Here is a 14,645-nt window from a genome sequence, read left to right on the forward strand (position 1 = left end):
GGCAAGGCGATGCTCCGCCGCGCCGCTGGTCAACATATGGGCGGCGACGTGCCGGTAACGTACGATTCAAAGCATCACCATCACGAGGTAGCCGAAGACGTTTAGGGGACACAGTGTCTGAGATGCGCCAATCTTCTCCGAGACGCGGAACCAACCTGCCCAGGATGGGGGATTTCAACCTCACCGTCATCCTTGATGCGATCCGCCGGACGTCCGGCGGCCTGAGCCGGGTGGAGCTGGCCCAGATCGTGGGCCTGTCCCCGCAAACCATTTCCAACATTTCGCGCCGGCTGCTGGACCAGAACCTGATTGTCGAGGCAGGCAAAGAGGGCAGCGGGCCGGGCAAGCCGCGCACCATCCTCCGCCTCAATCCCGGCGGCATGTACGCCCTGGGAGTCCACCTGGACCCGGCAGTGACCACGTTCGTGGTGCTGGACCTGGTGGGTTCGGTGGTGCGGCACTCGCAGATCAAGACCCCCGGTGGAAATGACCCGTCCGCCGTGATCACCACCATCGCCGCGGAAATCGACCAGCTCGTCGCGGATTCGGGTGTGGACCGCAGCCGTATCGCCGGCCTCGGCGTGGCCGCCCCCGGCCCCATCGACCTGGACAACGGCACCGTGGTGGATCCGCCGCTGCTCCCCGGCTGGGACAGGGTGGAACTGCGCGAAGCGCTGGCCGCGGCCACCGGCTACTCCGTGCTCGTTGACAAGGACGTCACCAGCGCCGCGGTGGCGGAAACGTGGGCGGGCGGGCCCAGCGGCGCCGGCAGCTTCATCTTCATGTACATGGGCACAGGCATCGGCTGCGGCATCGTCCTGAACGACGAAGTGGTCCGCGGCACGTCCGGCAATGCGGGGGAGATCGGCCATATCATCGTGGACCCGGACGGGCCGCCCTGCGACTGCGGCCTGCGCGGCTGCGTGAAGTCCTCCTGCATCCCGCAGGTCCTGGTGGCGGAGGCGGAAGCAGCGGGGATCCTGGACGGCTCCCGCGCAGGAAACAGCGGTGCCGAAGTCCAGCAAAGCTTCTCCCGGCTGTGCGCACTGGCCGACGGCGGGGACGAACGTGCCGCGGCCATCCTGGACAAGTCCGCCGTCCTGGTGGCCCGGGCCGTCTCCGTTGTCACCAACACACTGGACGTGGAACGCGTCGTTTTCGGCGGCCCCTTCTGGAGCGGGCTGGCGGAGCGTTACCTGGAGCGGATTCCGCCATTGCTGGATGCCAACAGCGACGTCCGGCTGATCCACCCCATCGAGGTTGTGGGCACGGGCGTGGGGGAGGACGTCGGAGCCATCGGCGCCGCGTCCCTGGTCCTTGAACATACCCTGGCGCCCCGTGCCCAGCGGCTCCTGCTGGAAAGCTGACCGGACATGCTTCGCCGGGCATCGAAAACAGTCTCCCTGTTCGCCGCCGCAGTGCTGGCGCTCGCGGCCTGCACCCCCGGAAATCCGGCCGAGGGAAACAAGACCATCAAAGTGGCTTACCAGAAGACGGACTCGTTCACGGCCCTGGACACCATGTTCCAGGACGCGAAGAAGGAGTTCGAAGCGGCGAACCAGGGCGTCACCGTGGAGCTGCAGCCCATCCAGGGCAACGACGACGACTACGGCACAAAGCTGGCCCTCGCCCTGCGGTCACCCTCCACGGCGCCGGACGTCTTCTACGAGGACACCTTCAAGGTCCGCTCCGACGTGGACGCGGGCTACCTCCTGAACCTGGACAGCCGACTGGCAGGATGGGGGGAGTGGGACAAGTTCGACGACGCCGCCAAGGAGGCGGGGAAAGCGGACGACGGCGGCACGTACGCCGTGCCGCTGGGCACCGACACGAGGGCCATCTGGTACAACAGGAAAGTTTTTGAGGCCGCAGGCGTCGCGCTTCCATGGCGGCCGTCCAGCTGGCAGGACATCCTGGACACGGCCAGGAAGATCAAGGCCGCCAGCCCTGACGTGATCCCCTTCAACATGTATGCCGGCAAGGGCACCGGTGAAGGGACTGTCATGCAGGGGTTTTACGAACTCCTGTATGGAACCGGCGCCGGCCTCTACGACCCCGACTCGAAAAAGTGGGTTGTTGGCTCCGCCGGCTTCAAGGACTCCCTGACGTTCCTCAAGACGCTCTACAGCGAGAACCTCGCGGTGGGGCCTGCCGAGGCTCTGGACCCCAACGTCTGGAAAAAGGTGTTCGGGGAATGGTTCCCGAAAGCACAACTCGGGGCAACCGTGGAAGGCTCCTACGCGCCGTCGTTCTGGCAGGACGGCGGCAGCTACGCCTGGCCGGCATACGAACAGGAGATGGGCGTGGCGCCGTTCCCGACTCAGAACGGCGGCGCCCCCGGCGCAGTCAGCATGTCCGGCGGCTGGACCCTGGCCGTGGGTGCGGAAACCAAACAGCCCGATCTTGCCTTCAACTTCCTCACCACGGCGCTCAACGCGAAGAACTCGCTGGCGTTCACGGTGGCCAGCTCACAGATCGCCGTCCGGTCCGACGTGGCCGCTGACCCGGCCTACCAGTCCGCCAACCCGTTTGTGAAGGACGTATCCGGTTTGGTCAGCGTCACCAAATACCGGCCCGCCACCTCCGACTATCCACGGATTTCCGCCGCAGTCCAGGAAGCCACCGAGGCTGTGATCACCGGCAGCAGGACCCCCGAACAGGCCGCGGCCGACTATGACACGGCCGTGGCCGGCATTGTGGGTGGCGACAAAACCATCCGGAAGTAGCGGTGGCGGCCAACCACCGGACCCGGCAGTTACTCCGCTACCTCCCCGTCCTGCCTGCCGTCCTGCTGCTGCTCGTGTTCCTTGCCGGCCCTGTGCTGTGGGCGTTCCACTCCTCGCTGACCAACGCCGGGCTCACCGGCCGCTCCGCCAGGAACCCCGAGTGGGTCGGGCTGGAGAACTACCAGCGGCTCCTGCAGGACCCTGTCTTCCCGCTCTCACTGGCGCTGACGGTCCTGTTCGTCGCGGGCTCGGCCATCGTGGGCCAGAACGTGCTGGGACTGGCCCTTGCCGTCCTCATGCGCCGCGCACGTCCCGTTGTCTCGGCAACTGTTGGCACCGCCGTCGTGGCCGCCTGGGTGCTGCCGGAAATCGTGGCCGCGTTCGCCGCCTATGCATTCTTCAGCCGTGACGGCACGCTCAACCAACTGCTGGGCAATTTCGGGGCCTCGGAAACGGACTGGCTTTATACCGTGCCCATGGCCGCCGTGATCCTGGCCAACATTTGGCGCGGAACGGCTTTTTCCATGCTGGTGTACCGGGCCGCGCTTAACGGAGTCCCGGCGGAGCTGACCGAGGCCGCGCACATGGACGGTGCCGGGCCCTGGCAGCGGCTGGCCTTCATTACGCTGCCGGTGATCCGGGGCAGCATCGCCACCAACCTGATGCTGGTCACGCTGCAGACCCTGGCGGTCTTCACCCTGATTTGGGTCATGACCGCGGGCGGACCGGCCAATGGCAGCACCACCCTGCCCGTCCTGGCCTACCAGGAAGCCTTCAAGTTCGGCGAAATCGGCTACGGCACCGCCGTGGCGTCGGTCCTCATCCTGATTGGCGCCGTGTTCGGGGCGGCCTATCTCCGCCTTCTCAGGGAGCGGAAGCCGTGACGGTTCCGCAACAGGCGGCACGGCAACGCCCCGGCCAGCAGCCCCGCCGCCGGCCCGCTCCGCGCCACACGCGGGGCAATGCGTGGGCAGACGGGGCCCTGCTGGTGATTGGTGCCTGCTTCCTGCTGCCGCTGTTGTGGCTGGTGCTGGGTTCGGTGGATTCGGCCGCCGGACACGGCACCAAGGTTCCGCAGCAGCCCGGCCTGGACAATTTCGCCGCCGTGCTCACCCCGGAGCTGCTGTTTCGTCCGCTGTGGAACAGCCTGTTGCTGTCCGCCGGGACGGGGATGGTCACCCTGGCGGCGGCCGTGCTCGCCGCATACCCCCTGTCCCGCTACCGGTCCCGCTTCAACACCCCGTTCATGTACGGCATCCTCTTTGGCACCTGCCTTCCCGTCACCGCCATCATGGTGCCGGTCTACGGACTGTTCGTGCAGCTGCGGCTGCTGGATTCGCTGCCCGCAACGGTGCTCTTCCTGGCGGCCACCAGCCTGCCTATGGCCATCTGGATGACCAGGAACTTCATGGACGCCGTGCCGCTGGCGCTGGAGGAGGCGGCGTGGGTAGACGGCGCCTCCAGGCTGGCCGCCCTGCGGTCCATCGTGCTGCCGCTGATGCGCCCGGGCCTGGGCGTGGTGTTCATCTTCGTGTTCATCCAGGCGTGGGGGAACTTCTTCGTTCCGTTCGTACTCCTGCTGTCCGAGGCAAGGCAGCCCGCAGCGGTAACGATCTTCAGCTTCTTCGGCCAGCATGGAGCAGTTGCCTACGGCCAGCTGGCCGCATTCTCGATCCTCTATTCGATCCCGGTCCTGGCTCTTTACGTCATCGTGGCGCGGGGTGCCGGGAATTCGCTGGCCCTTGCGGGTGCAGTCAGGGGTTAGTCGATATCCTCAAACACCACGCCGAACGGCAGGGTGTCGTCGAGATGGGCCTGGTGGCCGGTGGGATTGTTGACCACCCGCACGCCGTGCAGCTTTTCGGCCGCCGACTGCATCAGGACCGGCCTGACGGTGTCGACGAACATCTGGCTCTTGCCGGCGAGATATTCCTTGTAACTGGCTGGAAGCTCGATCATGGCAAAAGGATAGACCCGCGGGGCCTGGATGGGGAGGGGTGCCCATTGCCGGGTTCGGGCTCCCGGGCTTGGATAGGATGGCGGACGGGACACGGCCTTCCGGACCGCACGCCCGTCACCGTCTTCAGGGGGAGAACCAGTGCTTTCGACCAGCGTGCCCGCAAGAATCCAGCCTGCGGAGCTGGCCAGGGCGCAGCAGGTGGCCGCCAACATTTCACGCACTTTCGAGGCCAAGGTGGTGGGGCAGTCCCGGCTGCGGGAATCATTGCTGGTGGGCCTGCTGACCGGCGGCCACATTCTGCTCGAGAGCGTCCCGGGACTGGCCAAAACCACCGCGGCCCAAACGCTGGCTGACGCCGTCAGCGCCGAATTCCGCCGGATCCAGTGCACGCCCGACCTGCTGCCCAGCGACATCGTGGGAACCCAGATCTATGACGCCGCCAAGGGAACCTTCCACACCCAGCTGGGCCCGGTCCACGCCAACATCGTGCTGCTCGACGAAATCAACCGCTCCAGCGCCAAAACCCAGAGCGCCATGCTGGAGGCGATGCAGGAACGCCAGACGTCCATCGGCGGCCAGGACTACCGCCTCCCGTCGCCGTTCCTGGTCCTGGCCACGCAGAACCCCATCGAGCAGGAGGGCACGTACCAGCTGCCGGAGGCGCAAATGGACCGCTTCATGCTCAAGGACGTCCTGGACTACCCCAGTCCCGAAGAAGAAGCCCGGATCATCGCCCGGATCGACGCCGGCGTCTTCACCCCCGAACAGAAGCCGCCGGCGGCCGCTTCCCTTGATGCCATCCGGGAGATCCAGGACCTGGCCCGGCGCATCTACATCGATCCGGCGGTGATTAACTACATCGTGGGTTTGGTGTACGTGACACGGAACGCCTCCCGTTACATTGATGCCAGGCTTGCCGGGTTCATCGAGTTTGGCGCCAGCCCCCGTGCCAGCATCGCCTTCAGCCAGGCAGCCCGCGCCGTGGCACTGCTGGACGGCCGCGACCACGTCATCCCGGAGGACGTCAAGGTGCTGGCCCACCGGGTGCTGCGGCACCGGCTGATCCTGAACTTTGACGCGGTGGCCGAGCAGGTGCCGGTGGAATCGGTGATTGACGCAGTCGTCGCCGCTGTCCAGACCCCCTGACGCTCCATGGCCGGTCTCCTCCAGCGTGTGAAGTCGAAGATGGCCATCTTCGCGCACCGCAAAGCCCGCGGCATGCTCGACGGCGAATATGGTTCCGTGTTCAGGGGCCGCAGCCTGGACTTCGATGACCTGCGCGCCTACGTCCCCGGTGATGAGGTCCGCGATATCGACTGGAAGGCTTCTGCGCGCCACGGCTCACCCCTGATCAGGCGGTACGTCGCCGTCCGCCGGCAGACTGTCCTGCTGGTCACCGATACAGGGCGCAACATGGCAGCCGAGGCGCTGTCAGGGGAAGTGAAGAAGGACGTCGCAGTGCTGGCACTGGGGGTCCTGGGCTACCTGGCCCACCGGCACGGCGACCTGGTGGGCCTTGTATACGGTGATACGGCGGCCACCCGTTCCCTGCCGGCCAAGGGAGGCGAGGCCCACCTGGAACGGCTGCTGGGGCATGTGGACTCCCACACGAACCTCGCGGCGGCACCGAGCAGGATCCAGGACCAACTCGAGTACACGGCGCGCAACGTCAAGGGCCGTCACCTGCTGTTCGTTGTTGCGGACGAAATTGCCGCAGACGCTGCCACCGGCCAACTCCTGCGCAGGCTCCGCGCCCAGCACGAGATCCTCTGGCTGACCATTCGGGACGCCGGGCTGGCACCACCGCCGGGCGCCGAACGGACTCCCGGCGCCGGCACGAATTCCCACGCTGCCGCGGACTCCTACAGTGTGGCTGATTCCTCGCTGCTGGCCTGGCAGCCGGCCATGTCGGCGGGGGTAAGGGCCGCTTACCTGCAGGCCAGGGAAGAGCGTGACGCGGCGCGGAGGGCAATGTTGCAGGGCGCGGGGATCACTGAGGGGGAAGTGGCGGGCAGCGCGGATGTCATCACGGGTCTCTTCGCCCTCCTGGAGAGGCACCGGCGTGCAGGCTGATCCCGGATTCTATGGCCCGCTGCAATACAGTTCCGCCTGGCTCTGGTGCGGTATGGCACTGCTCGCCCTGGTGGCTGGCTGGTTCGTGTTCGTGCTTGCCTCCACCCACGTCCCCAAACGCTCCATGCAGGGCAACTCTGCGCCGGTCCGGTCCGCCCTGACCGACCTGCCGGCCCTGAAAGCCGCCTGCCTGCAGCGCATCAAGGATGTGGAGGATGCGGTGGCTGCCGGGCAACTTGAGGAACGCATGGCGCACCAGCACATCAGCCTGCTGCTGCGCGGATTCGTCCGCGATGCCACCGGAGTGGACGCCACCAGGATGACGCACCAGGACCTGGCGCGTCACCCGCTCCCGGCGGCGGCCAGCGTCGTTGAAGCCCTGTACCCTGCGGAATTCGGTCCGGGCCCGTTGCCGTCCGTCACCGTGTCGGCGGCACAAGCCTCGGCGGCGGTGCGCGCGTGGAACTGATGTTCTGGTGGCTGCTGCCGGTTGCAGCCGCTGCGGCAGGAGTGGCGGCATGGGTTGCGCTGCTCAGCAACCGGATGTCCAACATACGACGGCGGCCGGTGGCCCATGCGGAGAGGCTCACCGCGCTGCCGGAGTACCAGGCAGCCCTGCGCCGGCACCGGCGGCGGCTGCTCCTGGCCGGCGCAGCCTGTATCCTGCTGCTCGCCTCCACGGCGGTTGCGGCGGCACGGCCGGTTGACGTGTCCACCATCCGGCCGGAGCAGCACAACCGGGACATCATGCTCTGCCTGGACACCTCCGGTTCGATGAGCAGCGCCGATGCGGCAGTGGTGGATGTCTTTGCCGGCCTGGCCAGGACCTTCGACGGCGAGCGGATCGGCCTGACCATCTTTGACAGCACCGCCATCCAGGTCTTTCCGTTGACCGACGACTACGCCTACGCCCAGGAGCAGCTTCATCTCGCGAAGGACGCGTTCGACGGCAAGCCGGGCAGCTCCGGATTCCTCGACGGCACCTGGAGCGGCAGGGGGTCCTCGCTGATTGGCGACGGCGTGGCATCCTGCCTCAACAGCTTCCCCGGGCAAGCCGGAAAAACCTCCAGCGAAGCCGGCGGAGATATCCGGCAGGAAGGCGTACCGCAGCGCTCGCGGTCAGTGGTGCTGGCCACAGACAACTTCCTTTCGGGCGAGCCGATCATGTCTCTTGAGCAGGCTGCGCAGCTGGCCCGGGAACGGTCCGTCCACGTTCACGCACTGAATCCGGGCGACCTGGACTACGGCAGTGGTCCTGACCAGCCGGGTGCCCAACTGCGTGCTGCCGCGGAATCAACCGGGGGCCTGTACTACGCCCTGGACAACGCTGATGCAGTGGCGGGAATCGTCGCCGCCGTGGAGCAGACCGAAACGTCGGCGGTCCACGGGGCGCCGCGCGCAGTGTTCTCGGACGTACCCGGCCTGCCGCTTGCTCTTGGGCTGTTGTCCGCCCTGGCCCTGTATGCGGTCTTGTGGCGGCTGCAGGGATCCCGGCACGGGGGCAGCAGGGCGTGGCTGCGGCGGGGAGCGGTGGTCCTGCTGGTCCTGGTGGCGGCCCTGAGGCCGGGCCTCCCGGGCGGATCGGCGCGGGCTGCCACCACGGACCTCAACGTGTTCTTCGTGGTGGATACCACTACCAGCATGGTGGCCGAGGACTACGGCAACGGCAGCCCGCGGCTGGAGGGCGTCCGGAAAGACATCATGGCCATCGCCGAACAACTGCCCGGCGCCCGCTTTTCGGTCATCACCTTCGACACCACGGCGCACGTCCGCATGCCGCTCAGCACGGATACGCTGGCCCTGGAAACCATTACGGATGTCCTGGAACCCCAGGTGACTGACTATGCCAAAGGCAGCAGCATCACGGCAGCCAGGCAGGTGCTGTCCGAGCGGCTGCGTGCTGCCCGCGACAGCAACCCCGGCAGGCCCCGGCTGGTGTACTACCTGGGAGACGGTGAACAAACCAGCGCCAGGGACTCCGAGGCCATGACGGTGGACGGCGGGCTGATGGCCGGGGGAGCGGTGCTGGGCTACGGCACGGCCGCGGGCGGCCGGATGAAAGAGAACACCGGACTGCAGGGCACCGCATCGAAGGCAAACGCCGCGCAGGAGAACGACGGCGGTACGTACGTCCAGGACAACAGGGCCGGCAGCAGCGGTGATGCAGTGTCGGTCATCGACGAGGAGCGGCTGCGGAACCTTGCCGGCCAGCTCGGCCTGCCCTACGTCCACCGCGCCGCCGGCGCACCGGTGGTGGACATGATGCAGCAGGCACGTCCCGGCAAGGTGGAACGGGCGGATGGAGGGGACCCGCTTGCGGCTGGACACGAGGTCTACTGGATGTTCGCCGCCGGCGCCTTCCTGCTGGCCTTGCCGGAAGCGGTGGGCATCATCCGGCAGCTGCGCGCGTTGCCGGGCGCGCCGGGAAAGGAAGGTGTCCGGTGAATGCGAAGGCCCACAGGCGCCGCCTGCTGCTGTGGTCGGCGCTGCCGGTTCTCCTGGTGATGCTTCTCACCGCCAAACTCCTCAGCCTTGGCGTGCTCGCTGATCGTGCCGCGTCCGGCTTTGCAGCAGGAAACGCGTCCGCCGTAGATGCTGCGGCCCATGGCCTGGGCGTGGCCAACCTGGTAGAGCCGCATAAAGCGCCGTTTGCCGCCGGCGACGCCGCGGTGCTGGCAGGGGACTACGGCACCGCACGGCAGCTGTTCGATCAGGCGCTGGGCACGGTCCCTGCCGGCTCAGGTGACGAATGCCTGGTCAGGGTGAACCTTGTCCTGGTCATCGAACGCCTGGGCGACCTGCGGCTCCAGGCCGGGGACCCGTCGTCGGCCCTTCCGCTCTTCAGGGAAGCCCTGGCAACGGCAGGCCAGGCACCGGAAGCCTGCCTGTCTCCGGATGCGGAAGCGGGAGCGGACAGGCGGCTGGCGGAAGCCCGGGAACGGCTGGAGGAAAAACTCGGCGCCGCCGGCCGGCCTGCCGGCCCGGAGGATGGAGCGGGGGACGAATCCCCCGAGAACGGGCCGGCCGAGATGCAGCAGAGCCAACTGGACCAGCTCCAGGACAATTCGCGGCAGGCCCAGCGGGAGCGGAACAGCGGGCGCGAACGGGAAGAGTACCTGGACAACGACAATGGGACGGCCCCGGACCGGCCTTGGTAGGAGGCCCTCCCGGCGAAGGAAATTCTGTTGCCATCCGAAACAGCCCGTAAAAGTGCGTCTTAATTCGGCGCCGACTTGTCCCGACCCCGCACAGCCCCCTAGAGTCGTAGACAAGTTACCGCGGTAACGTGTCAGCGATCCTCCGTTCCGGAGGGTGTGGGTGCCCCCATGTGGGCCTGACATTTGCTCACGGACTACTTCATTCAAGGCGTAACAGTCGCGGCTGCGTCCTCCTGGAGTCCCTCCGTGTTCCCCAAACTCAAATTCATTGCCGGCTTCCTGACCTGTTCCCTCGGGCGGAGACCCCAATGGCCCAAAGCCAAGGACGCAAATGTCACCACCAAGCCTGATTGACGCACACCCCAACCTTTCCGACACCGCTCCGGTCGCGCTTTCCTATGAGCTGTTCCCGCCGCGTTCGCCTGCGGCAGCGGAGACGCTCTGGACCACCATCCGCGAGCTGGAAGCAACTGAACCGGACTACGTCTCCGTCACGTACGGCGCCAGCGGATCCAACCGGGACACCGCCGTCGAACTCATCAACCGGCTCCTGCTCGAAACCACGCTGCGGCCGCTGGCCCACCTCACCTGCGTGGGCAACACCCCGCAGGAACTCGCCGGCATCGTCGGCGAACTGCTGGACACCGGGGTGCGGGGCATCCTTGCCCTGCGCGGCGACCTTCCCAAGGACGCCAGCGCCCCTGCCAGCGGGTCCCTCCGGTACGCCCAGGACCTGATCGAACTCATCCGCCGGGTGGAGCAGCGCCGTTCGGCCCTGCTCTGCGCCGGAAAGATCGCAGTGGGCGTGGCAGCGTACCCAACGCGGCATCCGGAGTCACCCAGCGAAGAGCACGACGTCGAGGTGCTGCTTGCGAAGCAGCGCTCCGGCGCCGATTTCGCCATCACCCAGGTGTTCTTCGAAACCAGACAGTATGCCGACCTCCTCACCCGGGCCCGCCGTGCCGGCGTGACCATCCCGATCATCCCCGGCGTCATGCCGCTCACCAGCCTCCGCCGGCTCAACCGGCTGGGCGAACTGACCGGGGTGGAGCCGGCCCCGCAGCTGATGGCCCGGCTTGCTGCGGCCGATACCGACGCCGAACGCCTCCGCATTGGAGTCGACGCCACGGTTGACCTGGCCAATGCGGCCCTTGATGCGGGTGCTCCCGGCATCCACATCTACACCTTCAACGAGCACCAGAGTGCGCTGGAGGTGCTGGACAAGCTGGCCCTTCCGCGGCGCAGCCGTCCGGGCATCCGCCGCGAATCCAGCGCCCGCGGCCAGCTGGCCAGCTGACCCGCTGGGCCGCCCGCGCCGCCCAGCAGTTTCCATTCATTCGCGCAGCGTTCGCACACGCCGCGTCCGTCCGTGCTGCGTTGATTCAGGCACGCCCTCGATACCCACCTCCACAGTTACTCGACCTTTAGGAGTACCCCATGACTGAACAGAACACCGCCCGCACCCCCTTCCCGGCAGCCTCGCTCCTCGGCTACCCCCGCATCGGCCGCCGGCGTGAGCTCAAGAAGGCCGTCGAGGCCTACTGGGCCGGGAAGATCGACGCCGTCGCCCTGGACGCCGCCGCCAAGGACATCCAGCTGGCCACCGCCAGGCGCCTGCAGGAACTGGGCCTGACCGAAGCGGCCGCTGTGCCGGGCACCTTCTCCTACTACGACCAGGTTTTGGACACCACCGCCCACCTTGGTGCCGTGCCCGCCCGCTTCGGCAAGCTCCTCAACGGTGAAGGCCAGCTGGATATTGACGGCTACTTCACGCTTGCCCGCGGCAACAAGGAACAGCAGCCGCTGGAAATGACCAAGTGGTTCGACACCAACTACCACTACCTGGTACCGGAAATCGGCCCGGAGACCGGGTTCACCCTGGCCTCCACTGCCAAGGTTGACGAGTTCGCCTTCGCCCTGGCCAACGGCATCGAGACCCGCCCCTACATCGTGGGCCCGGTCACCTACCTGCTGCTGTCCAAGGCTTCCGACGACGCCCCCGCCGGCTTTGCCCCGCTGTCCCGCCTGGAGGACATCCTGCCGGTCTACGTGCAGCTGCTGGAAAAGCTCGCCGCTGCCGGCGCCGGCTGGGTCCAGCTCGATGAGCCCGCGCTGGTGGTGGACCAGGACACCCCGGCCGCCGAAGTCGAGGCGGCCGTGGCCCGCGCCTACGAGGTACTGACCGCTGCAGCCAACCGCCCGCAGATCCTCGTTTCCAGCCCCTACGGCTCGCTGGACGGGCAGCTGGGCACCCTGGCCGCCACCAACATCGACGCCCTGCACATCGACGTCTTCAAGGGCGCCGTTCCGTCCGCCGCCGCTTTGGCGGGACTTGGCAACAAGACCCTGGTTGCCGGCGTCGTGGACGGCCACAACATCTGGCGGAACGACCTCGCTGCCTCCGCCGCCAAACTGGACGAACTCAAGGCCGCCGCCGGCAAGGTCACCGTCTCCACGTCCACCTCCACCCAGCATGTCCCGCACGACGTTGCCGAGGAAACCCAGCTTTCCGAACAGCTCCGCAGCTGGCTGGCGTTCTCGGACCAGAAGGCCGTGGAGGTGAAGGCCCTGGCCTCCTACCTGTCCGATCCCGCTTCCGCCAAGGCTGCGATCGACGAGGCAACCGCCGTGATCGCTTCCCGCGCCACCGCCGAGGGCGTCCGCCGCACAGACGTCCGTGCCCGCACCGAAGCCCTGACCGCAGCTGACTTCTCACGCTCCGAGTATTCGGTCCGTGAAGCCGCCCAGGAGGAAGCGCTGCACCTGCCGCCGCTGCCCACCACCACCATCGGCTCCTTCCCGCAGACCGCGGAAATCCGGTCGGCCCGCGCCCGCAACAACAAGGGTGAGCTCACCGACGAACAGTACGCCCAGCTCATGAAGGACGAGATCAAGCGCGTGGTGGAGCTGCAGGAAGAGCTTGGCTACGACGTCCTGGTGCACGGCGAGCCGGAGCGCAACGACATGGTGCAGTACTTTGCCGAGAACCTCGAAGGCTTCGACGTGACGGTCCACGGCTGGGTCCAGTCCTACGGCTCACGCTGCACCAGGCCGTCCATTCTCTGGGGCGACGTCACCCGCAGCGCTCCGATCACCGTGGAATGGGCCAAGTACGCGCAGTCGCTGACGAACAAGCCGATGAAGGGCATGCTCACCGGTCCCGTCACCATCCTGGCCTGGTCCTTCGTCCGCGACGACCAGCCGCTGGGCGAGACCGCCAACCAGGTGGGCCTGGCCCTCCGCGACGAGATCGCCGACCTCGAAGCTGCCGGCATCAAGGTCATCCAGGTGGACGAACCAGCCCTGCGCGAACTGCTCCCGCTGCGCAAGGCCGACCAGGCGGACTACCTGAAGTGGTCCGTTGACTCCTTCCGCCTGGCCACCGCAGGTGCCGCCGATTCCACACAGATCCACACCCACCTCTGCTACTCGGAGTTCGGCGTGATCATCGACGCGATCGACGGCCTGGACGCGGACGTCACCTCCATTGAAGCTGCCCGCTCCCGGATGGAGGTTGTCCACGACCTCGAGTCCCACGCTTTCGGCCGAGGCGTGGGCCCGGGTGTCTACGACATCCACTCACCGCGTGTTCCCGGCGAGCAGGAAGTCACCGAGCTGCTGGCAACCGCCGTCAAGCACGTCCCGTCCCGCCAGCTCTGGGTCAACCCGGACTGCGGCCTGAAGACCCGCGGCTACGCCGAGACCGAGGAGTCCCTGCGCAACCTGGTCAAGGCCACGCAGACGGTCCGCGCGGAACTGCTGGAAGCAGCAGCGAAGTAGACGAACAGAGCTAAGAGAGCCCGCAGAGGCTCAAGGCCCGGTGCGCCCAGCGCGCCGGGCTTTGAGTAGCGGGCGAACGGGCGGGTGGTCATGCAAGGTGACCACCCGCCGTCGTGCTTTAACCATCGATTGCTCCGTAACTGCCGTTTTGGGCGCCCAAAAGGACGTTTACGGAGCAATCGATTCAGGACTCCCGGACGGTCTCGTCGTCTGTTCCTTCATCCGCCACGTGCTGACGGCCAGCCAAATGGCAGAAATGACGATTGCCAGGATGCTGACCAGCGTGGGTATGGCATTGCCGGCGGAAAATCCGGATTCCCCGATGATCCAGCCCTGCGCCAGGTAGCCCAGCCCGGACAGCGCCATGAGGTAGCCGATCATGCGGGGCACGTGGTGTGTCGCGGCCACAGCAACCCCCACGAGCACCAGGGCGGCGCCCAGCAGGATGCTTTGGTAGCTGCGCATTCCCCATTCCAGCCAGCGGATGCCCTCAGCCGTAGCAAAGCGTGCCGCTTTTTCCGGCTCCGGAGCGGCAGCCCAGGCGTCCACCGCCTGTTTCAGGGCCACCCCATCCACCGCCTGCAGGGCCGCGTAGAGGGCAACTGCGGCAGCGGCGGAAACCGCACCAAACCGTGCGGCCCACCCCAGTGGGCGGAGCTGGACGCCGGGTGCGGTGCCCCAGGAAGCAAGCCCGGTGGCCAAGGAAACCAGCCCGGCGCCAACCAACGCCATGCCAACGAACTGGCCCAGGTGCACCGTGGTCCAGATGCCGCTGTTGGCATAGGCGGTGAAGGACTCCAGATGGTCGTTCGCGTCGTGGGACTCCGCATGCAGCAGGCCCGCCACAAGCGAAACCACGACGCCGGCAAGGAGCAGCGAGGAAGCCAGCCGCCAGGTTGCACGCCTGTCATCAACCACAGCCATGACCGCCCACCATCCTTAGTGCCG

The 14,645-nt window shown here is 67.1% G+C and carries 13 protein-coding genes; 11 read left to right on the forward strand and 2 right to left on the reverse strand.

The window, feature by feature from the left end; translation table 11 throughout:
* The first annotated feature begins 164 nt into the window (after nt 1-164).
* The 4 genes from QFZ60_RS08465 (at nt 165) to QFZ60_RS08480 (ending at nt 4,491) form a co-directional block, all read left to right on the forward strand.
* On the forward strand, nt 165-1,367 hold the full coding sequence (locus tag QFZ60_RS08465; RefSeq protein ID WP_307089699.1) for an ROK family transcriptional regulator: 1,203 nt from the start codon (nt 165-167) through the stop codon (nt 1,365-1,367).
* Between the two features lie 6 nt (nt 1,368-1,373).
* The gene (locus tag QFZ60_RS08470; protein ID WP_307089701.1) at nt 1,374-2,726 is read left to right on the forward strand and encodes an extracellular solute-binding protein; all 1,353 of its coding nucleotides are present in this window, start codon (nt 1,374-1,376) and stop codon (nt 2,724-2,726) included.
* Nucleotides 2,727-2,728: 2 nt separating this feature from the next.
* Nucleotides 2,729-3,610 (forward strand): carbohydrate ABC transporter permease, encoded by an 882-nt coding sequence (locus tag QFZ60_RS08475; protein WP_307089703.1) that lies wholly within the window; start codon nt 2,729-2,731, stop codon nt 3,608-3,610.
* Nucleotides 3,611-3,708: 98 nt separating this feature from the next.
* A complete protein-coding gene (locus QFZ60_RS08480) occupies nt 3,709-4,491 on the forward strand; it encodes a carbohydrate ABC transporter permease (RefSeq protein ID WP_307093263.1) in 783 nt (260 codons plus the stop codon).
* Here the strand turns inward: QFZ60_RS08480 and QFZ60_RS08485 are convergent.
* Nucleotides 4,488-4,685, reverse strand: coding sequence for a hypothetical protein (locus tag QFZ60_RS08485; protein WP_307089705.1), 198 nt, complete (start codon nt 4,683-4,685; stop codon nt 4,488-4,490). The genes QFZ60_RS08480 and QFZ60_RS08485 overlap by 4 nt on opposite strands.
* A gap of 139 nt (nt 4,686-4,824) precedes the next feature.
* On the opposite strand from QFZ60_RS08485, the gene QFZ60_RS08490 reads away from it, so the two are divergent.
* The 7 genes from QFZ60_RS08490 (at nt 4,825) to metE (ending at nt 13,697) form a co-directional block, all read left to right on the forward strand.
* On the forward strand, nt 4,825-5,832 hold the full coding sequence (locus QFZ60_RS08490) for a MoxR family ATPase (protein ID WP_307089707.1): 1,008 nt from the start codon (nt 4,825-4,827) through the stop codon (nt 5,830-5,832).
* Between the two features lie 6 nt (nt 5,833-5,838).
* The gene (locus tag QFZ60_RS08495; RefSeq protein ID WP_307089709.1) at nt 5,839-6,759 is read left to right on the forward strand and encodes a DUF58 domain-containing protein; all 921 of its coding nucleotides are present in this window, start codon (nt 5,839-5,841) and stop codon (nt 6,757-6,759) included.
* Nucleotides 6,760-6,811: 52 nt separating this feature from the next.
* Nucleotides 6,812-7,228 (forward strand): hypothetical protein, encoded by a 417-nt coding sequence (locus tag QFZ60_RS08500; RefSeq protein ID WP_307089711.1) that lies wholly within the window; start codon nt 6,812-6,814, stop codon nt 7,226-7,228.
* Nucleotides 7,228-9,204 carry a VWA domain-containing protein gene (locus QFZ60_RS08505; protein ID WP_307093264.1) on the forward strand — a complete coding sequence of 659 codons (1,977 nt, stop codon included), beginning with the start codon at nt 7,228-7,230 and terminating at the stop codon, nt 9,202-9,204. Before QFZ60_RS08500 ends, QFZ60_RS08505 begins: the two co-directional genes overlap by 1 nt.
* Nucleotides 9,201-9,917 carry a hypothetical protein gene (locus QFZ60_RS08510; protein ID WP_307089713.1) on the forward strand — a complete coding sequence of 239 codons (717 nt, stop codon included), beginning with the start codon at nt 9,201-9,203 and terminating at the stop codon, nt 9,915-9,917. The genes QFZ60_RS08505 and QFZ60_RS08510 overlap by 4 nt, the downstream gene beginning before the upstream one ends.
* Nucleotides 9,918-10,248: 331 nt before the next feature.
* The gene (locus tag QFZ60_RS08515) at nt 10,249-11,214 is read left to right on the forward strand and encodes a methylenetetrahydrofolate reductase (protein WP_307089716.1); all 966 of its coding nucleotides are present in this window, start codon (nt 10,249-10,251) and stop codon (nt 11,212-11,214) included.
* A gap of 140 nt (nt 11,215-11,354) precedes the next feature.
* The gene (gene metE / locus QFZ60_RS08520; protein ID WP_307089717.1) at nt 11,355-13,697 is read left to right on the forward strand and encodes a 5-methyltetrahydropteroyltriglutamate--homocysteine S-methyltransferase; all 2,343 of its coding nucleotides are present in this window, start codon (nt 11,355-11,357) and stop codon (nt 13,695-13,697) included.
* Nucleotides 13,698-13,865: 168 nt separating this feature from the next.
* Here the strand turns inward: metE and QFZ60_RS08525 are convergent, their stop codons facing one another.
* Nucleotides 13,866-14,621, reverse strand: coding sequence for a hypothetical protein (locus tag QFZ60_RS08525; RefSeq protein WP_307089719.1), 756 nt, complete (start codon nt 14,619-14,621; stop codon nt 13,866-13,868).
* Nucleotides 14,622-14,645 lie beyond the last annotated feature (24 nt).

It is taken from the genome of Arthrobacter sp. B2I5 (assembly GCF_030816735.1).
GTDB lineage: Bacteria > Actinomycetota > Actinomycetes > Actinomycetales > Micrococcaceae > Arthrobacter.